Origin of the sequence: Mediterraneibacter sp. ICN-202921 (assembly GCF_037890075.1) — a bacterium.
Lineage (GTDB): Bacteria > Bacillota > Clostridia > Lachnospirales > Lachnospiraceae > Mediterraneibacter > Mediterraneibacter massiliensis.
Window position 1 is genome coordinate 131,182 of sequence record NZ_JBBKBE010000001.1, and the last position, 18,808, is coordinate 149,989.

At 39.2% G+C, this 18,808-nt stretch carries 25 protein-coding genes; 9 read left to right on the forward strand and 16 right to left on the reverse strand.

The window, feature by feature from the left end; translation table 11 throughout:
• Nucleotides 1–20 precede the first annotated feature (20 nt).
• Entirely contained in the window at nt 21–998 is a 978-nt protein-coding gene (locus WKT01_RS00625) for a D-alanyl-D-alanine carboxypeptidase family protein (protein ID WP_340311307.1), read from the forward strand.
• Between the two features lie 122 nt (nt 999–1,120).
• Here WKT01_RS00625 and WKT01_RS00630 read toward each other — a convergent pair whose 3' ends face one another.
• Complete coding sequence (locus WKT01_RS00630; RefSeq protein ID WP_059069488.1) at nt 1,121–1,327, reverse strand: DUF378 domain-containing protein; 207 nt, start codon at nt 1,325–1,327, stop codon at nt 1,121–1,123.
• Between the two features lie 150 nt (nt 1,328–1,477).
• Between WKT01_RS00630 and WKT01_RS00635 the strand changes: the two genes are divergently transcribed.
• The 7 genes from WKT01_RS00635 (at nt 1,478) to WKT01_RS00665 (ending at nt 7,273) form a co-directional block, all read left to right on the forward strand.
• Nucleotides 1,478–2,863, forward strand: a complete 1,386-nt coding sequence (locus WKT01_RS00635; protein WP_340311308.1) for an HlyD family efflux transporter periplasmic adaptor subunit — start codon at nt 1,478–1,480, stop codon at nt 2,861–2,863.
• 18 nt (nt 2,864–2,881) lie between these two features.
• Nucleotides 2,882–3,577 (forward strand): YggS family pyridoxal phosphate-dependent enzyme, encoded by a 696-nt coding sequence (locus WKT01_RS00640; RefSeq protein WP_059069492.1) that lies wholly within the window; start codon nt 2,882–2,884, stop codon nt 3,575–3,577.
• A gap of 70 nt (nt 3,578–3,647) precedes the next feature.
• Entirely contained in the window at nt 3,648–4,193 is a 546-nt protein-coding gene (locus tag WKT01_RS00645; protein ID WP_059069494.1) for a cell division protein SepF, read from the forward strand.
• Nucleotides 4,194–4,220: 27 nt separating this feature from the next.
• Nucleotides 4,221–5,018, forward strand: a complete 798-nt coding sequence (locus WKT01_RS00650; RefSeq protein WP_340311309.1) for a YlmH/Sll1252 family protein — start codon at nt 4,221–4,223, stop codon at nt 5,016–5,018.
• A gap of 29 nt (nt 5,019–5,047) precedes the next feature.
• Nucleotides 5,048–5,590 carry a signal peptidase II gene (lspA, locus tag WKT01_RS00655; protein WP_340311310.1) on the forward strand — a complete coding sequence of 181 codons (543 nt, stop codon included), beginning with the start codon at nt 5,048–5,050 and terminating at the stop codon, nt 5,588–5,590.
• Nucleotides 5,591–5,593: 3 nt separating this feature from the next.
• Nucleotides 5,594–6,508 carry an RluA family pseudouridine synthase gene (locus tag WKT01_RS00660; RefSeq protein ID WP_340311311.1) on the forward strand — a complete coding sequence of 305 codons (915 nt, stop codon included), beginning with the start codon at nt 5,594–5,596 and terminating at the stop codon, nt 6,506–6,508.
• Nucleotides 6,509–6,625: 117 nt separating this feature from the next.
• Nucleotides 6,626–7,273: a cytidylate kinase-like family protein gene (locus WKT01_RS00665; protein WP_059069499.1), complete on the forward strand. Its 648-nt coding sequence runs from the start codon at nt 6,626–6,628 to the stop codon at nt 7,271–7,273.
• 89 nt (nt 7,274–7,362) lie between these two features.
• On the opposite strand, the gene WKT01_RS00670 is transcribed toward WKT01_RS00665, so the two are convergent.
• The 3 genes from WKT01_RS00670 to WKT01_RS00680 form a co-directional block, all read right to left on the reverse strand.
• A complete protein-coding gene (locus WKT01_RS00670; protein WP_340311312.1) occupies nt 7,363–8,106 on the reverse strand; it encodes a tRNA 2-thiocytidine biosynthesis TtcA family protein in 744 nt (247 codons plus the stop codon).
• Nucleotides 8,107–8,197: 91 nt separating this feature from the next.
• Entirely contained in the window at nt 8,198–9,274 is a 1,077-nt protein-coding gene (locus tag WKT01_RS00675) for a tyrosine-type recombinase/integrase (RefSeq protein WP_059069503.1), read from the reverse strand.
• Nucleotides 9,275–9,523: 249 nt separating this feature from the next.
• Nucleotides 9,524–9,841 carry a LysM peptidoglycan-binding domain-containing protein gene (locus WKT01_RS00680; RefSeq protein WP_059069505.1) on the reverse strand — a complete coding sequence of 106 codons (318 nt, stop codon included), beginning with the start codon at nt 9,839–9,841 and terminating at the stop codon, nt 9,524–9,526.
• 199 nt (nt 9,842–10,040) lie between these two features.
• Here WKT01_RS00680 and lexA point away from each other — a divergent pair, with 199 nt between their 5' ends.
• On the forward strand, nt 10,041–10,655 hold the full coding sequence (gene lexA / locus WKT01_RS00685) for a transcriptional repressor LexA (protein WP_059069507.1): 615 nt from the start codon (nt 10,041–10,043) through the stop codon (nt 10,653–10,655).
• 46 nt (nt 10,656–10,701) lie between these two features.
• Here the strand turns inward: lexA and rsfS are convergent, their stop codons facing one another.
• The 12 genes from rsfS to WKT01_RS00745 form a co-directional block, all read right to left on the reverse strand.
• Nucleotides 10,702–11,052, reverse strand: coding sequence for a ribosome silencing factor (gene rsfS / locus WKT01_RS00690; protein WP_059069509.1), 351 nt, complete (start codon nt 11,050–11,052; stop codon nt 10,702–10,704).
• Between the two features lie 27 nt (nt 11,053–11,079).
• Nucleotides 11,080–11,661 (reverse strand): bis(5'-nucleosyl)-tetraphosphatase (symmetrical) YqeK, encoded by a 582-nt coding sequence (gene yqeK, locus WKT01_RS00695; RefSeq protein ID WP_059069510.1) that lies wholly within the window; start codon nt 11,659–11,661, stop codon nt 11,080–11,082.
• 13 nt (nt 11,662–11,674) lie between these two features.
• A complete protein-coding gene (nadD, locus tag WKT01_RS00700; protein WP_059069512.1) occupies nt 11,675–12,298 on the reverse strand; it encodes a nicotinate-nucleotide adenylyltransferase in 624 nt (207 codons plus the stop codon).
• Between the two features lie 24 nt (nt 12,299–12,322).
• On the reverse strand, nt 12,323–12,613 hold the full coding sequence (gene yhbY / locus WKT01_RS00705) for a ribosome assembly RNA-binding protein YhbY (RefSeq protein ID WP_059069514.1): 291 nt from the start codon (nt 12,611–12,613) through the stop codon (nt 12,323–12,325).
• A gap of 18 nt (nt 12,614–12,631) precedes the next feature.
• Nucleotides 12,632–13,915, reverse strand: a complete 1,284-nt coding sequence (obgE, locus tag WKT01_RS00710; protein ID WP_059069516.1) for a GTPase ObgE — start codon at nt 13,913–13,915, stop codon at nt 12,632–12,634.
• Between the two features lie 99 nt (nt 13,916–14,014).
• Nucleotides 14,015–14,299: a 50S ribosomal protein L27 gene (rpmA, locus tag WKT01_RS00715; protein ID WP_059069518.1), complete on the reverse strand. Its 285-nt coding sequence runs from the start codon at nt 14,297–14,299 to the stop codon at nt 14,015–14,017.
• 5 nt (nt 14,300–14,304) lie between these two features.
• Nucleotides 14,305–14,637, reverse strand: coding sequence for a ribosomal-processing cysteine protease Prp (locus tag WKT01_RS00720; RefSeq protein WP_059069519.1), 333 nt, complete (start codon nt 14,635–14,637; stop codon nt 14,305–14,307).
• Between the two features lie 12 nt (nt 14,638–14,649).
• A complete protein-coding gene (gene rplU, locus WKT01_RS00725) occupies nt 14,650–14,958 on the reverse strand; it encodes a 50S ribosomal protein L21 (protein ID WP_059069521.1) in 309 nt (102 codons plus the stop codon).
• A 174-nt stretch (nt 14,959–15,132) separates the two neighbouring features.
• Nucleotides 15,133–15,546, reverse strand: a complete 414-nt coding sequence (locus WKT01_RS00730; RefSeq protein WP_059069523.1) for a CBS domain-containing protein — start codon at nt 15,544–15,546, stop codon at nt 15,133–15,135.
• Between the two features lie 35 nt (nt 15,547–15,581).
• Nucleotides 15,582–16,901, reverse strand: coding sequence for an aspartate kinase (locus tag WKT01_RS00735; RefSeq protein WP_059069525.1), 1,320 nt, complete (start codon nt 16,899–16,901; stop codon nt 15,582–15,584).
• Between the two features lie 108 nt (nt 16,902–17,009).
• Nucleotides 17,010–17,489, reverse strand: a complete 480-nt coding sequence (gene ybaK, locus WKT01_RS00740; RefSeq protein WP_059069527.1) for a Cys-tRNA(Pro) deacylase — start codon at nt 17,487–17,489, stop codon at nt 17,010–17,012.
• 83 nt (nt 17,490–17,572) lie between these two features.
• On the reverse strand, nt 17,573–18,802 hold the full coding sequence (locus WKT01_RS00745) for a ribonuclease E/G (RefSeq protein WP_059069529.1): 1,230 nt from the start codon (nt 18,800–18,802) through the stop codon (nt 17,573–17,575).
• Nucleotides 18,803–18,808 lie beyond the last annotated feature (6 nt).

Genomic DNA, 18,808 nt, shown 5'->3' on the forward strand with positions numbered 1-18,808 from the left:
GGAGGCGGAGACGTCGGCGTATGCGCCGGATTTTTCTGTATGTGTTTCTTACGGTCATCCTGGTAATTTTCGGATGCATCGGTGTATCTGTTTACAAAGACAGCAAAAGGAATTATACCGCAGAATATGAGAAGATCACGTATGATCAGAAACTTTTTGAAGGGGACATGTTTGCGCAGAATCTTTGTGTTTCTGAAGAAAATGATGTGGCATTATCTGGCTTTGTAGATAATACCAGTCTTCATGCGGCGGGATTATTCGATATATACAACAAAAATGTTCTCTATGGATATCATTTATATGACCGATTATTTCCAGCCAGCACAACAAAAGTCATGGTTGCTTATGTGGCGTTAAAGTATGGAAATTTAGACGATATGGTCACAGTGAGTGAGCATGCAACGGATCTGGAATGGGATTCCTCTGTCTGCGGCTTACGGACAGGAGATACACTTACACTGTATGATCTTATCTGTGGACTTTTGCTGCAGTCGGGAAATGATGCGGGGATTGCGATCGCCGAACATATATCCGGCAGTGAAGAAGAATTTGTAGCTTTGATGAATGAAGAAGCAAAAAAGTTAGGTGCTACGCAGACCCATTTTGTCAATCCGCATGGTCTTCAGGACGACGATCATTATACGACTGCCTATGATCTGTATCTGATGTTTAATGCGGCAGTACAAAACGAACAGTATGTAGAAATCATTGAAAAGACTTCTTATTCTGCTTCTATTACAGGAGCGGACGGTATCGTTCGAACAGAAGATTGGAAGCCGACAAATTATTATGCGCTGGGTGAAGCCGAAGCTCCGGAAGGTGTAAATATACTCGGAGGAAAAACAGGAACGACTGACGAGGCAGGCTCCTGCCTAATTCTCTATAGTCAGGACATAGAAAAACAACCGTATATTTCCATTGTTATGGGAGCGGACGATAAAAGTATCCTCTATGATGAAATGACCGCTTTGCTTGCAAGAGGTATTGCAGATCGATAAAGTTTTGGGAAAGTATAAAAAGCCTGTATCCACCAGGGGAAGCATATTATACATGCTTTTTTGTCGGATACAGGCTTTATTTTTATAAACGATGGAGCAAAATAGGTCAAATTCCGCTGCTTTTATGATTCTGACATGCTGTGTATCCTGCCATACAAACTGATAAGATATAATCCACAAAGCCCTACGACCGTATACACGATCCTGGAAGCCCAGCTTAAATTTCCTAATAGAAACGCCACCAGATCAAAGCGGAAAACACCTACTAAAAGCCAGTTGACTGCTCCGATAATGACAATTGTAAGAGCCGTATTATCAAACCACTTCATGTTATTTCCTCCTTTTCATAGCCATACTTTCATTATTTCCACAAAAACTGGAAATATACATATAAAAATGGTATACTTGAACATGCAAAGTGCGAAAGAAATGCATGGATAGAGGAATATAAAGCATGTATCAAGAAGGAGACAGGATATTTGAAGTTTAGGAAAGATAATTCCATTAATATAAAAAAATATAAAAACCGCCGTGAATGGAATGTAGGTATTGTTATTTTTATGATCATATTCATTTATCTGGTCGTAACAATTTTTACCTACGCTACAAGCAAAAAGGTTTATGCCTATGAGGTACGCAAAGGAAGTATCGTAAAAGACAATTCCTATATCGGACTGGCAATACGGCAGGAGAGTGTCATTAAAACAGAAACCGGCGGGTATATTAATTATTATCAAAATGAAAACAGTAAAGTAAAGGCAGGCGCATCTGTCTATACTGTTTCTGATCAGAAGCTTAAGTTTCCGGCAAAAGATACATCGGAAGAAACGGCTGCTTTAAGCGAAGATCTCCAGAATAATCTGATCTTGCAGATGCAGCAGTTTAATGAAAATTATGATCCGCAGAAGTATTCTTCTGTGTATTCTTTGAAAAATGAGATTACCGCTTTAATGCAGACTTCAGGCAGTAAGACAAAGACAAGTCAGCTCTCGGCAATGATCGAAGCAAGCGGACTCGAAGTGACTTCCTTTCAGACATCTCAGGACGGAATACTTGTGCTGACAGTAGATGGATATGAAGGGCTTACGAAAGACTCTTTTACAGAAAAAGATTTTGACCGCAGCAGCTATGAGAGTATACAACTGAACGACCAGATGAAAATAGAAGCAGGAGATCCTGTATACAAATTGGTTACAAGTGAAAAGTGGTCCGTATTGGTACAGTTGGATGAAACTACTGCCAAGTCTCTGCAGGATGTAACAAGCATGAAGACCCGTATTGATAAAGACAGTGAGACAATGTGGGCGGATTTTTCTATTATTGAGAAGGATGGTGCATACTATGGATGTCTGGATTTTGACAATTCCATGATACGTTATGCGCAAGAACGTTATCTGAATATGGAACTGATCTTTGAGGATGAGACAGGATTGAAGATTCCGCGTACAGCGGTTGTAGAAAAAGAATTTTTTACAATTCCCAAGGAATATATCACGACCGGAGGGAACAGTTCTTCTCCAGGCGTATTGGTACAGACCGAGGGGAATTCTGCCCAATTTACGCCGATTGAGATTTATGACATTTCTGAATCGGGAGAAATATATGTAAGTACCGCTGATTTTACAAAAGGGACTACTTTTATCAAACCAGAATCTGCTGAAACTTACACACTAAGAGAAACAAAACCTTTAAAAGGAGTATATAATATCAACCAAGGATATGCTGTATTTAAAGAAGTGGATATTCTGTGTGAAAGTGATGAATATTATATTGTCCGGGAAGGTGATACTTATGGCTTGAATAATTACGATCATATTGTACAAAATGGAGACAGTATGAAAGAAGATGAAATAGTATTTCAATAAGAAAGGCAGGAAAAAATTATGTTAGAAACAAATCTCGCACAAGTTGAGGCAAATATCCAGGCTGCATGCAGGCGGGCGGGACGCAAACGAGAAGATGTTACATTAATCGCTGTGAGCAAGACGAAACCTGTGCAGATGCTTAAGGAAGTCTATAATCTGGGAGTACGTGTTTTCGGAGAAAATAAAGTGCAGGAACTGACGGATAAATATGTGCAGCTTCCTTCAGATATCCGCTGGCATATGATCGGACATTTACAGACGAATAAAGTGAAGTATATCATAGATAAAGTAGAATTGATACATTCTGTTGATTCTCTGCGTCTTGCAGAGACAATAGAAAAAGAAGCAGAAAAGAAAAACTGTACGGCGAATATATTAGTAGAGGTAAATGTGGCAGAGGAAGAAAGTAAATTCGGCTTAAAGATGAGTGAAGTAATTCCATTCATGGATGAAATTTCTAAATATTCTCATATAAATGTACGAGGTCTGATGACGATTGCTCCATTTGTAGAAAATCCAGAAAAAAATCGTCCTATTTTCGCGGCTTTGAGGAAATTATCTGTTGACATTAGACATAAAAACGTTGATAATAGTAATGTGAGTATACTTTCAATGGGGATGACCAATGATTATGAAGTTGCGATTGAAGAGGGCGCTACGATGGTCCGTGTCGGAACAGGAATCTTTGGTGCCAGGGATTATGACATAAAATGACAAAATACTGGGATGAAAGTATAAAACAAAAAAGTATGTCAATGAACCGACATGAGATAGGAGTGTAAATATGGGTGTGTTTGATAAATTTCTGGACATCATGAAATTAAACGAAGACGACTATGATGACGATGATTTTTATGATGATGATGAATTCTATGAAGATGATTACGAAGAAAAGCAGCCTCGTCGTTCTCTGTTCGGAAAGAAAAACAGCAAAGATCAATATGATGATTTTGATATGGAAGAAGAAAAATTCCAGCCGGCATCAGGAAACAAGGTGACTCCGATGCGTCAGCCTGCATCAAGAAAAAACAACAGCGGTAATATGGAAGTATGTGTTGTAAAGCCAACTTCTGTAGATGATTCCCGTGAGATCACAGAGACTCTTCTTTCTGGACGTACAGTGATTTTGAATCTGGAAGGTATGGATCTGGAGATTGCACAGAGGATTATCGACTTCATTTCCGGTGCTACTTTTGCGATCAACGGAAATCTTCAAAAAATTTCTAATTACATATTTCTTGTCACACCGACGAATGTAGATATTTCAGGAGATCTTCAGGATTTACTTGGAGGTTCCATGGAAACACCGAGTGTCAGAGGAAGATATTAAAACAGATTAGGCGTAAATGAAGAAAAGATGCAAAACGACAATCAGCATAAGGAAGAACAGCTTTTAAAGAAAAGGCTTATTGAACTTTCCAGACTCGCTTATCAGAGAGAGTTTATAACGTATTCAAATTTTTTAAATCTAAATGAAATACATATACTGCATAGCCTGTCCAAGGAGGAATTATATACAAAGTATATTGTCTTTGGCGGCTATGATGCAGCAGAGCGTCAGATGGCGGCATTTCTCCCTGATGCTCTTTATTTGCGTTGGAAGGATCCAGAAGTACGCAATCAACTCCCGTTTCCTTTTTATGTTCTTTCAGTAACCCCGCTTCATCAGAAATATGCTGAAATTTTGACGCACAGAGATTATCTGGGGGCAATCTTGAATCTTGGCATCGAACGTTCTAAGATTGGCGATATCCTTATTGAGGATGGGAGCGCAGTCCTCTTTATACACGAAAGTATGAAAACATTTTTGGAAGAAGAATTAACAAGAGTCAAACATACTGCCGTTCATGTGCAGGAAAAAGCAGAACAAGAATTTTCTTATGTACCTAAGTATGATGAAATCAAGGGAACGGTAGCTTCTGTACGGTTGGACAGCCTGTTATCTCTTGCGTTTTCCTCCTCTCGTACACGTCTGCGTACACTGATCGAGGATGCGAAAGTGTTTGTAAACGGAAGACTCGTCACAAGCAACGGATATCAGCTCGATGAAGGAGATATTGTTTCAGTCAGAGGGATGGGAAAATTTTTATACGCGGGAGAACTTTCTAAAACTAGGAAAAATAGGATTTATGTAGTAATCCATAAATATATATAACCAAATATAGGAGATCCATGGAGGCAAATATGGAAAAAGAAAAAACTACAGACTTGAAAAGTATCATACTGGCATGTGTCGGGTTCACGGCTTTGCTCTTTTTGGATCAGTATACAAAACAGCTTGCCGTTACACATCTAAAAAATAAGGAACCATTTACTTTGATCGACGGTGTATTCCAACTGCATTATCTGGAAAACAGAGGCGCTGCATTCGGGATCTTTCAGGATAAACAGCTGCTTTTCGTCGCAGGTGCAGTATGCATTGTGCTCGTGGTCTCTTTTATGTATGTCCGTCTTCCTCACAGGCAAAGATATATTCCTTTGCGTATCTGTTTTGTCTTTCTCTGTGCAGGAGCTGTTGGAAATATGATAGATAGGATTCATTTAAATTATGTGATTGATTTTTTGTATTTTGAATGGATCGATTTTCCTATTTTTAATGTAGCTGACTGCTACGTAGTAGCAGCCGGTTTCCTTTTTGTTATACTGATCCTGTTTTTCTACAAAGATGAAGAACTGCATGATCTAAGCCTTTGTATACGGAGAAAAAAGTGTGATAGGACCAAATAAAGTATGAAAGATCTTTTTTTAAAATCAGATACAGACGAAAAAATACGGATTGATAAATTTCTTTCTGAACAAATTCCAGATATTTCTCGTTCTTATTTACAGAAATTATTAAAGAACGGAAATATCACAGTAAACAAAAAATGTGTAAAGTCAAATTATAAATTGAGCTTTCAGGATGAGATAGAAGTACATTTTCCTGAAATAGAAAGTCCGGAGATTTTACCGGAAAATATCCCACTGGACATCTTATATGAGGATGAAGATATTCTTGTTATCAATAAACCTAAACAGATGGTCGTACATCCTGCTCCGGGACATTACAGCCATACTCTGGTCAATGCTGTTTTGTACCACTGCAAAGAGCATTTGTCCGGCATTAACGGAGTAGCCCGTCCAGGTATTGTACATCGCATTGATATGGATACAACTGGCTCGCTTTTGATCTGCAAGAATGACAGGGCACATCAAATACTGGCGGAGCAATTGAAGGAACACACGATCACAAGAAAATATGTTGCTGTCGTACACGGAAATATAAGAGAGGACACCGGCACAGTCCAAGCGCCGATCGGCAGGCATCCGACAGACAGAAAAAAAATGAGTACTCACGCCTCAAATGGTCGGGAAGCTGTCACACACTATCGTGTATTAGAACGTTTCGGACAATTTACTTATATTGAATGTGAACTGGAAACAGGGCGTACACATCAGATACGTGTCCATATGTCCAGTATAGGACATCCTATTTTAGGAGACGCAGTCTATGGTCCTGCAAAATGTCCTTTTCATTTACAAGGACAGACACTCCATGCAAGACTGCTTGGTATTATACATCCTTCCACTGGTGAATACATGGAATTTGACGCGCCACTTCCGGAATATTTTACAGTAGTATTAGAACGTCTGCGCAGCAGATGAAAACAATATAAGTTTTCGTTGTCATACAGGATATTTTTCGTTATAATAAGTCATATAGAAACATGTTGTTTTGCCGTCTGGCTAATACGGCATTGTTCGGTAAAGGAGATGACTGGTATGAAGACAAACACGATTATTACCATAGGACGTGAATATGGAAGTGCCGGAAGAGAGATTGGCTATAAAGTTGCTGATTATTTCGGAATCAAACTTTATGATAAAGAGATGTTGGCACGTGCCGCAAAGGAGAGCGGCATCTGCGAAGAAATTTTTGAGACACATGATGAAAGACCTACAAATAGTTTTTTATATTCTCTTGTGATGGATACATATTCCATGGGTTATTCCGGCAATACGTACACCGATATGCCGATCAATCACAAAGTTTTTTTAGCACAGTTTGATGCAATCAAGAAGATCGCAGATGAGGGGCCATGTATTCTGGTAGGCAGATGTGCGGATTATGCGTTGGAATCTTATAAGAATGTCGTAAGCGTATTTATCCACGCCGATATGGACGCGCGGATACGGCGGATTGCACGTATCTATGATCTGACAGATGCAAAAGCGAAAGAAATGATCATAAAGACGGATAAAAAGCGTGCAAGCTATTATAATTATTACACAAACAAAAAATGGTCCAATGCAGACAGTTATGAGCTCTGCCTAAACAGTTCGGAACTTGGAATAGAGGGAACAGCAAAAGTGCTCGAACAATATATTGCGTTGAAGGAGTCAATCCCAACAGCAGAACGTAAAGTATGATAAAATAGATTTGCTTTTTTCTTATATATAAGTGTAGAAGGCATAGGAAACCGGCAGGTTTCCTATGCCTTCTATATAATACTTCGTCTTTAAGACTTCCTTTGATTCAGAAGTATACGCTCAGGCCAGCCTTTTATATTTCCATTTAGAATTGCATGGAACATTCTTTCTTTAGCACCCGGATGTTCCTTTTCAAGATTGTGTAAAAGCTCTTTGGCATACTGTCTTTTTGTATAACCATCTACCGGACATTTACTTTTTACTACTGGAAGATGATATTTATTTTTAAAGCCGATGACATCTTTTTCTTCCACAAACAAAATCGGACGGATGACTGTCAGATCCATTCGATCCAGATAGGTTTTGGGTGAAAAGGAATAAAATCTGCCTTCAAACATGAGAGAGAGCAACATTGTTTCTACTATATCATCCTTGTGATGTGCATAGGCAACTTTATTGCATCCCATTTCTTTAACAGCCTGATTTAAGGCTCCCTTCCTCATTTTGGCACAGAGAGAGCAGGGATTAGATTCTTTTCTTATGTCAAACAGTATATGATAAATATCAGAGCTGACGATTTTATACGGAATCTGCATCTCATTGCAGAGTACCCGAACAGGACTTAAATCAAAGTCTTTAAACCCCAGATCTACTGAAACCGCGCTTAATTCAAATTTTTTCGGATAAAATCGCTTCAGTCCATGAAGTGCGTATAAAAGTGTCAAACTGTCCTTTCCCCCGGAGATACCCACAGCAATATGATCCCCTTCTTGTATCAGACCATATTCATCCACCGCTTTTCTTGTAAAACTTAATAATCTCTGCAGCTGCATAGTGCTTTTATCCTTTCTTTTCCTTATCCTGTCTTGTACCGTCATTTTTATATTATACTGAGAATATAGAAGAAATACAAGAAAAAATATCTTAGAGCTCCCGCAATTTTACAGCGCCCGCCGCCTGTTTTCTGCGTTCCTCATCGATTGCGGCATAATGTTTCTTCGTTGTATTGACATCTTTGTGTCCAAGCACATCTGCTACAAGATAAATATCGCCGGTCTCTTTATAAAGGGATGTCCCATACGTACTGCGCAGTTTATGTGGCGTGATCTTTTTGTTCGGCGTTACTTGGCGGGCATATTTTTTCACTAGATTTTCTACTGCCTGTACACCGATCCTGCGCCTTTGTGTAGAAAGGAACAAAGCGTTCTCGTGGCCGGAGAGGGGCGTGACCGCTTTTCTTGTTGTATAAAGATACATCTTTAATGCCTGTTCGACTTCTGTACCAAAATAAACAACCATTTCATTTCCGCCTTTTCGGGTAACTTTGATTCCATTGTTTTTAAAATCCACATCTTGCAAGTCCAATCCTACGCATTCTGAAACACGAATACCTGTGCCAAGCAGAAGTGTAATAATAGCCAAATCACGATTTTTATTTTTTTCATAATAGACCTTTTTTTGTCCTGTCAATTCATCCCCGCCATGCTCGATATAATCCAGCAGTGAGGCAACCTCATCCGTATCCAAACGGATGATCGCCTTTTCATGCAACTTTGGCATATCCACAAGCAGCGTAGGATTATTCGAAATAATCTGGTGTTTGAAATAATATCCATAAAAACTGCGCAAAGCAGACATTTTCCGGGCAAGACCCTTTTCTGTATTCGTGATCTGTTTATCCGAGTCATTTTGATATACTTTTAAATATTCCTGATATTCCTCTATATCAACCGGTTTTAATTTTTCAAGATCCTGTACTATAAACATATCTGCTGTGTAATTTTTATAGAGGGGATTATTTTCTATCAAGAAGTGAAAAAATACCCGTATGTCATAAGCATACGAAATTCTCGTTCTTGCCGATGTTGTCGGTTCCACTGCGCGAAAATAATCTTTTGCAAAAGGCGGAAGCGTTTTTAATATTTCACGCAGTTTTAGTGTATTATCTATATAATTCTGTTCATGATATGTTTTTCTTTTTTTTAGATTTTTTTCTTCCACATTATGCACCTCCTTTTAATATAGTATGTATCATACCATGTATTGGTTTTAATGTCTATATCTATTTGAAAAATCTGCATTTGTCGTATAGATATATATTATTTATATTCTCATCTTTTTCACGAGTACATAGGAATTCAAGGTCTATCTGCGTAAATGCGGCAGTCAGAATCCTTTCTGACTGCCGCAGGGTGAGTTTTATATATCAATACATAGGGATGTATATTGATATCGTAAATAAAATTACCTCTATTGGACAAAGGTTGTATCGTTATAGGCGATCATCAAATTCTCACCTGCATGAATTTCATCTGAAGTTAAGGAATTCAATTCTTTTAACAGATCTATATATTCTTCAACAGAATGACAGTCTGAAGTCATATTTTCCTCAGCGATATCCCAAAGTGTATCGCCTTGTTCAATAACAATACTTTTATAATATGTGTATTCCACAGGTTCTTCTATCTGGTTTCCGTGTGCAGAAACAAAAAAGGTATTGAACAATAAACAGCTTGCTACAATCAGCATCACTCCTACTAATACATAATTTCTTACTTGTCTGTTCATACAATTTATCCCCCCGTAATACATGATCAAATATGCGAACAACTGTTCTGTTGTGTATTTTTATTATAGTATGCGAACAGATGTTTGTCAATAATATTCTTAAAAAAATCGAACATATTTTCGCAACAAGTGTTTGCTTTTTTATTTAAGCTATGCTATTATATTAAAAAGATTAGATTGATTTATGAGGAGGAATTTCATGTCACAGGGGAAAATCAGTAAAAAGCAGTTAGAAATTTTAGAATATATCAAAGCGCAGATATTAGAGCGCGGTTTTCCGCCTGCTGTCCGGGAAATATGCGAGGCAGTCCATCTGAAATCCACCTCATCTGTACACTCCCATCTGGAGACTTTGGAGAAAAATGGATATATCCGACGTGATCCCACAAAGCCAAGAGCCATTGAGATTTTAGACGACACTTTCAATCTGACCCGTCGTGAGTTGGTCAATGTTCCTATTATAGGACAGGTTGCTGCGGGAGAGCCCATTCTTGCCCAGGAAAATATTGAAAATTATTTTCCGATTCCCGCGGAGATCATGCCGAACAAGCAAACTTTTCTGCTTAAAGTAAAAGGGGAAAGTATGATCAATGCCGGAATTTTAGATGGTGATATGGTTCTAGTTGAAGAAGCACATACTGCTTCCAACGGCGATATGGTCGTTGCACTGATCGAGGATGGTGCGACTGTAAAGACATTTTATAAGGAAGAAGGCGTATTTCGTCTTCAACCGGAAAATGATACGATGGATCCTATTATTGTCAAAGAATTAATGATATTAGGAAAAGTAATCGGTGTATTCCGTTTTTTCTAAATATATTCTGCATAAGCAGCTATAAAATAATAAACGCGGAAGAGCTTTATAATTCTTCCGCGTTTATTATTTTTCCGTCACGCCATATTCTTTCCAGATTATAGAAAAGACGGTTTTCTTTATCAAAAATATGAACAATGATATCACCGAAATCCAACAGCACCCAGTTTCCTGCCTGATATCCTTCCCTCTGTTTCACCGAATAGCCTGCTTTGTAAAGGGTTTCCTCTACATTTTCAACAAGGGCACGTACCTGATTGTCACTGCTTCCGGTAGCGATCAAAAAATAGTCTGCCATAATAGAGATTTCTCGAATATCGATGATCTGTATATCTTCGCCTTTTTTTTCATCCAGCGCCTGCCACGCAAGACGCGCCATTTCTTTTCCATATTCCATAGTTTGTTCTTCTGCCTCCTATTTATTTTATGTAAATATTTTTTCATCGTTGTAATATTCATAGGTTTTTATCGTCAGCTTATCGATAGGTTTTCCTGCCATCTTCAAATATTTGATCGTTCCTTTAGCCGCCAATGCTACTGCCCTATCAAGATCGGTAAATGCCGCTCTTCTAATTTTTGACAAGCCCGGTATTTCTTTTCTGCCTGGCTCAATATAATCTGCAATATAGATGATTTTTTCTAAAAGCGACATGCCTGGCTGCCCGGTTGTATGATAACGAATTGCAGATAAAACTGCCCCATCTGTTATCCCATACTCATGTTTTGCCAGATAGGCGCCTAGTTTTGCATGTGCCAAGGAAGGCATCTGTATTTCTGCCTCGGAAAGCACGATATGTTTCTCATGGCAGCGCTTTATCTGTTCGTCTAAAGAGCCATATTTAGCACAGTCATGCAAAAGTCCTGCAAGCATTGCCTGATGTATATCTGCATCATGACACATGGCTAAAGAAGCGGCGGTATACATCACTCCTACCGTATGTTCATAACGTTCTTTCTTTAATTGATTTTTTAGACGGTTTTGTATAGTCTGATATTCCTCTTTCATTTTGTTTCCTGCCTTATTCTCTGTATAGCTGATTCTGACCAATGTACTCTACTACAGGATCCGGCACCATATAGTGGATGCTTAAGTTCTTTGCAGCTCTCTCACGTATCGTCGTAGAAGAAATTTCTAAAAGAGGAGCTCGCAAAAGCTCGATCCTTGCGCCATACTTTTCAGAAAGATACGCAATCTGCTGTTCCATATCCTTTACATCCTTATCATCGCGCATTGCTGCCAGGATCGTACACGTAGGAAAGATTTCTTTAAAATATCTCCATTGTTCTATGGCAAAAAGAGAATCTGCCCCTAAAATAAAATAAAAGCTATCTTCCGGATATTCTATGTTCAATTCCCGCATAGTCTGATACGTATAAGAATGTTTTACGGCAGATGCTTCGTGCAGACATAATTTAAAATGCGGTACACCGCAGATAGCACGGCGTACCATTTCTACTCGCTGCCGCAGGGCTTTTTCATCGTCTGCTTTATCCTTGTGCACAGTCGTATCCTTATGAGGTGGATTTCCATTTGGCATAAACCAGATCTCATCTAATCCAAAATCTTCATAGGCAAATTCTCCAAGCAAAAGATGCCCTATATGGATAGGGTCAAAGGTTCCTCCCATTATTCCTATTTTCATATTTTCACCTTTTCTTATTCTTGCTTATGGCAAAATGATTCTTTTCTTATTCTCTTTCCCTTCTTTATACAGAACGATTTTCTTTCCGATCACCTGTACAACCTGCGCATGTGTACGCTCTGCCAGTATCTGTGCCAGTTCTTTAGGGTCATCCCCACAATTTTGCAATACACTTAATTTTATCAGTTCTCTTGCCTCCAAAGCCTCAGCAACCGCCTGCGTGAGCCCTGGGGTCATACTGGCCTTTCCAATCTGAAACACGGGCTCCATTGTCATTGCAAGACTTTTAAGATAGGCTCTTTGTTTTGTCGTCATTTTTTCTTCTCCTGTGTTCTACTTATAATAATCAAATTGCAGGCCATACATTTTTACCGTGTCGCCCTCTTGTATACCTGCCTGTTCAAGTTCTTCCAAAATGCCCGTATCCTTTAAAAATTTTTGAAAAAATGCAAAGCCTTTTTCAGAATCTAAATTCGTATATCCGAGCATTTTTTCAATCTTAGGCCCTTCCACTACATACATGCCGTCTTCCTTTTCTACTGTATAGGGGAGATCTTCATAAATCAGTTCATCCTCTGGGAAATATTCTTGCGCAAATATAATGGGGGTACTGTCCATAGATTCCAGCTGCTTACTTACATAGTAGAGCAGATCTGAAATACCCTGCCCAGAAACTCCGGAGATAGGAAATACCGGGATTCCCTTCGGTTCAAATTGTTTTTTCAGACGTTCAATCGGACTTTCTTCAATATCATAGATCAAATCGGTCTTATTTGCAGCAATCACCTGCGGACGCATTGCAATATCGGGATTATATGCTTTTAATTCTGCATTGATCTTATAAATATCTTCTACTGGATCACGCCCTTCAGTACCGGCAGCATCTACAACATGTATGATTAATTTTGTCCGTTCGATATGACGCAGGAATTGGTGCCCTAATCCCACTCCTTCTGAGGCTCCTTCTATCAGTCCGGGAATATCCGCCATCACAAACCCTTTTGCTCCTTCTAGATCCACGACTCCTAAGTTCGGATTCAAAGTCGTAAAATGATAGTTGGCAATTTTAGGTTCTGCATTTGTAACACGAGAAAGCAGCGTAGATTTTCCAACATTGGGAAAGCCAACCAATCCTACATCGGCGATCACTTTCAATTCTAACAGAACTTCCAATTCCATGGCAGGCTGCCCCGGTTGGGCATATTTGGGAACTTGCATGGTTGCCGTGGCAAAATGTTGATTTCCCAATCCGCCTTTTCCGCCTTTCAACACGATCTGTCTCTTATTATCGCCGGACATATCGGCTATGACTTTTCCAGTCTTTGCCTCTTTGATAACAGTCCCTTCCGGAACATACAGGATCAGATCTTTTCCATTTTTTCCGTGACATTTTCTTTTTCCGCCTTCTTCTCCATCCCCAGCTGCATATTTCCTTTTATGTCTAAAGTCTACCAATGTGTTCAGACCTTTATCTATCTCAAAAATCAAATCACCGCCGTCACCGCCGTCACCGCCGTCTGGGCCTCCATTTGGAACATATAACTCTCTTCTGAAACTGCAGTGACCATTGCCGCCGTTTCCGGATCTGATAAATATTTTTGCTCTGTCTGCAAACATATATACTCCTTTTTTATCGCTGTTTTTCGTTAGTTTCCTCTGTCTAAAAAATATCACAAAAGCCCCAGACCGAAAGTCTGAGGCTTCACTGCTATACTATTATTCAGCCACTGGATAGATAGAAACCTGTTTCTTATCTCTTCCTTTTCTTTCATATCTTACGACACCGTCTACTAATGCAAATAAAGTATCGTCGCCGCCGCGTCCCACATTCACACCTGGGTGGATTCTTGTTCCGCGCTGTCTGTAAAGGATATTTCCAGCTTTTACAAACTGTCCGTCTGCTCTCTTCGCTCCTAATCTTTTTGACTCGGAATCACGTCCGTTCTTGGAAGAACCAACTCCTTTTTTATGAGCAAAAAACTGAAGGTTCATTTTCATCATAGTATTTACACCTCCTTGAAAATTATGTCAATATATGAATGATACTCATCGCTGTCCTCTATCTCTTCTATGCCGAGAATCATCGAGTCCAGCAAAAGCTGTGCGTCATGTGAGGGAACATCTAAAAAACGAAATTCAATTTTTCCTTCTTTTTCATCTGACACAAAACACGTTCTGTCAGAAGTCAGCCTTTCAATTGAATTTACCAGATTAATGACTAGCGCTGACACTGCAGCACAGACAATATCCTGTCCGCTTTCACTAAAATCTGCGTGTCCTTCTGTATCAAACCCCACATATTCATGCTTCTTATTTTTGTATACTGTAATCTGGATCATCAAAACACCTGATTAAGCGTTTATTTTTTCAATCTTAACAGCCGTATACTGCTGTCTATGACCATTTTTCTTATGGTATCCAGTTTTTCTTTTATACTTGTAAACAACTACTTTTTTTGCTTTTCCATTTCCAACTACAGAAGCTGTTACTGTTGCACCTGCAACTGTCGGATTTCCAACAACCATTTTGTCATTGTTTACTGCAAGTACCTGATCGAATGTATAAGTTTCGCCAGCTTCTACACCAAGTTTTTCTACTTTAATGATATCGCCCTCAGCTACTTTGTACTGTTTACCACCTGTTGCTATAATTGCGTACATATGGCACCTCCTATTATCATTACTCGCCAATTACGGTGTCTGTCCTAAAACAGAACTTTATAAACCTCATTGTGCGGCATACTGTTGTAGTATAGCATATCGCTTTTTGTTTCGTCAATAGATATTGACAACTTTTTTAGAAAATATAGCAATGAATTCATTCTATGTAAAAATTTATTTGTCGCAGTCCCCTAGACGTTCATAGCAGTATTCGATGATGCTCCTACGCGTAATGATGCCAATAAACTTCTTCTGATCATCCACAACAGGCACATAGTTTTGATTCATCGCCCTTTTCACAAGATCCTCCATATTGGAATCTGCAGAGACGACATCATAATCTGCTTTTCGCGGGAAGTCCTGAATAAAAATAGATTCTGCTTCCTTCAGATTTAAATTTGTATAGTCCTTGATTCCCCAAAGGATATCCCCTTCTGTGATCGTGCCTACGTATTCGCCTGCTTTATTCAGCATAGGGATAGAGGCATACTTATGATATTCCATTGTTTCCAGTGCCTGACGTAGCGTACTGTGATCATAAATGTATGCCACTTCACTTTTGGGTTTTAAAAAGAACAAAATGTTCATTTGTCTTTCCGCCTTTTTCTTTCCTATTCTGTATCCTAAATCTGTGTCAGAACAAAAATTTCATACAATGCACGGATCGCATTTTTAAACTCATCATGTCTGACGCCGACAATAATATTCAGCTCACTGGAGCCTTGGTCGATCATTTTTACATTGATATGCGCGTGAGCCAAGGCAGAGAAAATTCTGCCCGCTGTCCCGCGGGTCGATCTCATGCCTCGTCCTACGACAGCAATCAGAGCAAGATCGGATTCCAATTCGATATGATCCGGATCTACCGCTTTATGAATCCCGGCCAATATCTGCTGTTCTTTCTCCTCAAACTCATTTTTATGGACAAAGATCGTCATCGTATCGATCCCTGACGGCATGTGTTCGATTGAAATTTCATTTTCTTCGAATACCTGTAGTACCTTGCGGCAAAATCCGATTTCTGAATTCATCATTGCCTTTTCAATCGTGATCGAAACAAACCCATCTGTCCCTGCAATACCTGTAATCGTATATTTAGGTTGTCTGCAAGTTCCTTCTACAATAAGTGTTCCCTTATCCTGGGGTGCATTGGTATTACGGATATTAATCGGGATTCCCGCTTTTCTCACAGGGAAAATCGCATCCTCGTGCAAAACACTGGCGCCCATATAGGAAAGCTCCCTAAGTTCTTTGTAGGTGATTGTCTCAATGGATTTTGGATTTTTGACAATCCTTGGATCTGCGATCAAAAAGCCGGATACATCTGTCCAGTTTTCATATAGATCAGCTGTCACAGCCAAAGCCACCAGCGAACCGCTCACGTCAGAACCGCCTCTGGAAAACGTCACGACCGTACTGTCCTCTTTTGCACCGTAAAAACCAGGAATAACTGCATTTTCTACATTTAACAGACGGTCAGACAATAAACGGTTTGTCTTTTCGTCATTAAAAGTCCCATCTTCGTTAAAACGGATGACTTCCGCTGCATCGATAAAATCAAAATCCAGATAAGCAGCCATAATGATCCCATTTAAATATTCTCCGCGTGAGGCGGCATAATCTCTTCCCGCCTTCTTTTCAAAGTTTTCCTCTATGATTCCGAATTCCTCATCTAATGAAAGATCTAGATTTAATCCATCTATAATCTCTTGATAGCGTGCATGAATCTGTTCGAGTAAATTTATAAATTCCTCATCTTTTTCTGCTGCTTCATAACAGTTATACAGCATATCAGTGACTTTTGTATCTCCAGCAAAGCGTTTTCCGGGAGCTGATGGAACTACATACCGTCTTGCCGGATCCTGGCGGATGATCTCTCCTACTTTCTTAAATTGTTCAGCGCTTGCAAGAGAGCTTCCTCCGAATTTTACTACTTTCTTCATTTTTTTAATTTCCTCCAAACGGTTTTTCTCTATAATTCAGTGGGAAAATCCTGTATTCTCCGCATTCTAGTACCATATTATACCGCTTCTTTAAAAACTTGTAAATCTTTATTTTATGACATCCGCATATTGGGCGTCTGTCACATTCTTAAGATCATCCGGACGCAATTTTAACTGCATGCCCGGCTTGCCCCCGCTTACATATAAGCAGTCCAAAATACAGGCGGTACGGTCGATCAGTGTTGTATATTTCTTTTTCATACCGATTGCCGTGCATCCCCCGCGTATATATCCTGTTATCTTATTTAATTCTTTTACGGGAAGCATTTCTATAGATTTTTCTTTGACACTGCGGGCAGCTTTTTTCAGATCTAATTCTGCCGCGACCGGAATAACAAATACATAGTATTCGCCGCTTTTCCCAACCGTTACAAGGGTCTTATATACCTGTTCATGCGGAAGACCTGCCGTATCTGCTGCTGTGACTCCATCAACAAAGACATCACACGCATATGTCTGGAAGGTATATTGTATCTTCTTTCTGTCTAAAATACGCATTGCATTTGTTTTTAATTCTTTTTTACTCATTTCTCCTCCATTTTAAATTGTATACAAAAATACAGTTTAATTTTCGCAATATTATTACACAGGTAAGGCATAATATTCTCGTATTAATTATTGTATAATTGTATACAATCTATAGAAGAAAGCAATTCATGGAGTGGTTTACGCACTTTTTTTCGTGTGATCTCCACCAGCTGAAGTGGCGTGACATCTACAAACGTGGTCTGTATCGGATCCTTTTCCAGATAACAGCGCAGTTCTTTAACCAAAGTCTTTTTTTCATCTTCCGTTTCCATGTTTATAAAATCTATGATGATAATTCCGGAAAGATTTCGCAGGCGGATTTGGCGAGCCGCCTCTTTTGCCGCTTCCATGTTGACTTGAAACCCCGCATCCTTACGTTTCTTCTTAGCTGTATATTTTCCTGTGTTTACATCGATCACTGTCAAAGCTTCTGTAGGCTGGATGACCAGATATCCTCCATTCTTCAGCCACACACGCTCTTTACTCACTTTTTCCAGTACACTTTGCGTACTATATAAGTTTGCAAGAGAAAGCTGTTTATCGTCATATAGCTTCAGCAAAGCAAGAAGCTCTGGCTGTTCCTGAAGAAAATATTTTTGTATATCTGTATACAATTCTTTGTTATCAATGATGATTTCTTCCAGACCTTCTGTATATACATTTTTTAAATCTGTAATATAGGCAGGCGGAGCAGATCTAAGACAAGAATAACAAGTCCTTGTCTGTGCCGTATCCAAGATTTTTTTGTATTCTTCCCGCAATCTTTCTATCTCTGCTGCAACTGTTTCAAATGGTACGGTTACAGCATTTGTACGGATGATCAATCCAAATCTATCATTTTTTAATGCGGAAAGCTGTGTCTTATATGTCTCTTTTATATCTTTTGGCAGTTTCCCTGAGACACCGATCCTCGTATTACCATGTGTCAGAACGGCATATCTGCCTGTCAAACTCAAATTACTCGTAACAGTCGCCGCTTTTGTCTTCACCGCTTCTTTATTGATCTGTACAATAAGTTCATCGTCTATGTTGATTGTTTTTTTCCCTTGTTTATGCGCAAAAATTGCGTGTTCAGCCTGACTGATGTCATAATAGCAGTTCACCCCTTTTTGAATTTCAACAAAAGCAGCACCTATGTTTTCTACGATAGTTTTTACTTTTCCTATGTAGATATTTCCAAGTGCAGGTTCTGTCTGCTGCTTTTCCTCTATAAGCGCAGAGCAATGGATCTCTGCAATTTCTCCATCTTCCACAAAGTATGTCCAGACATATTTTCCTTCTATAATCAGTAGTACTTTTCTTTTTTTATACATGAATTT

Coding starts and splice junctions, on each gene's coding strand:
- yqeK (WP_059069510.1), bottom strand. CDS start 11,661: ATGAAAGAGGAATATCAGACTATACAAAACCGTCTAAAAAATCAATTA.
- WKT01_RS00630 (WP_059069488.1), bottom strand. CDS start 1,327: ATGAAGTGGTTTGATAATACGGCTCTTACAATTGTCATTATCGGAGCA.
- rplU (WP_059069521.1), bottom strand. CDS start 14,958: ATGTACGCAATTATAGCAACAGGTGGTAAACAGTACAAAGTAGCTGAG.
- rpmA (WP_059069518.1), bottom strand. CDS start 14,299: ATGATGAAAATGAACCTTCAGTTTTTTGCTCATAAAAAAGGAGTTGGT.
- obgE (WP_059069516.1), bottom strand. CDS start 13,915: ATGTTTGCAGACAGAGCAAAAATATTTATCAGATCCGGAAACGGCGGC.
- WKT01_RS00650 (WP_340311309.1), top strand. CDS start 4,221: ATGCAAAACGACAATCAGCATAAGGAAGAACAGCTTTTAAAGAAAAGG.
- WKT01_RS00745 (WP_059069529.1), bottom strand. CDS start 18,802: ATGTATAAAAAAAGAAAAGTACTACTGATTATAGAAGGAAAATATGTC.
- rsfS (WP_059069509.1), bottom strand. CDS start 11,052: ATGGAATATGGAAAAGAAATGGCGCGTCTTGCGTGGCAGGCGCTGGAT.
- WKT01_RS00680 (WP_059069505.1), bottom strand. CDS start 9,841: ATGAACAGACAAGTAAGAAATTATGTATTAGTAGGAGTGATGCTGATT.
- lexA (WP_059069507.1), top strand. CDS start 10,041: ATGTCACAGGGGAAAATCAGTAAAAAGCAGTTAGAAATTTTAGAATAT.
- lspA (WP_340311310.1), top strand. CDS start 5,048: ATGGAAAAAGAAAAAACTACAGACTTGAAAAGTATCATACTGGCATGT.
- WKT01_RS00625 (WP_340311307.1), top strand. CDS start 21: ATGCGCCGGATTTTTCTGTATGTGTTTCTTACGGTCATCCTGGTAATT.
- ybaK (WP_059069527.1), bottom strand. CDS start 17,489: ATGAGTAAAAAAGAATTAAAAACAAATGCAATGCGTATTTTAGACAGA.
- WKT01_RS00720 (WP_059069519.1), bottom strand. CDS start 14,637: ATGATCCAGATTACAGTATACAAAAATAAGAAGCATGAATATGTGGGG.
- yhbY (WP_059069514.1), bottom strand. CDS start 12,613: ATGACGACAAAACAAAGAGCCTATCTTAAAAGTCTTGCAATGACAATG.
- WKT01_RS00645 (WP_059069494.1), top strand. CDS start 3,648: ATGGGTGTGTTTGATAAATTTCTGGACATCATGAAATTAAACGAAGAC.
- WKT01_RS00660 (WP_340311311.1), top strand. CDS start 5,594: ATGAAAGATCTTTTTTTAAAATCAGATACAGACGAAAAAATACGGATT.
- WKT01_RS00730 (WP_059069523.1), bottom strand. CDS start 15,546: ATGAACATTTTGTTCTTTTTAAAACCCAAAAGTGAAGTGGCATACATT.
- WKT01_RS00640 (WP_059069492.1), top strand. CDS start 2,882: ATGTTAGAAACAAATCTCGCACAAGTTGAGGCAAATATCCAGGCTGCA.
- WKT01_RS00670 (WP_340311312.1), bottom strand. CDS start 8,106: ATGCAGCTGCAGAGATTATTAAGTTTTACAAGAAAAGCGGTGGATGAA.
- WKT01_RS00735 (WP_059069525.1), bottom strand. CDS start 16,901: ATGAAGAAAGTAGTAAAATTCGGAGGAAGCTCTCTTGCAAGCGCTGAA.
- nadD (WP_059069512.1), bottom strand. CDS start 12,298: ATGAAAATAGGAATAATGGGAGGAACCTTTGACCCTATCCATATAGGG.
- WKT01_RS00665 (WP_059069499.1), top strand. CDS start 6,626: ATGAAGACAAACACGATTATTACCATAGGACGTGAATATGGAAGTGCC.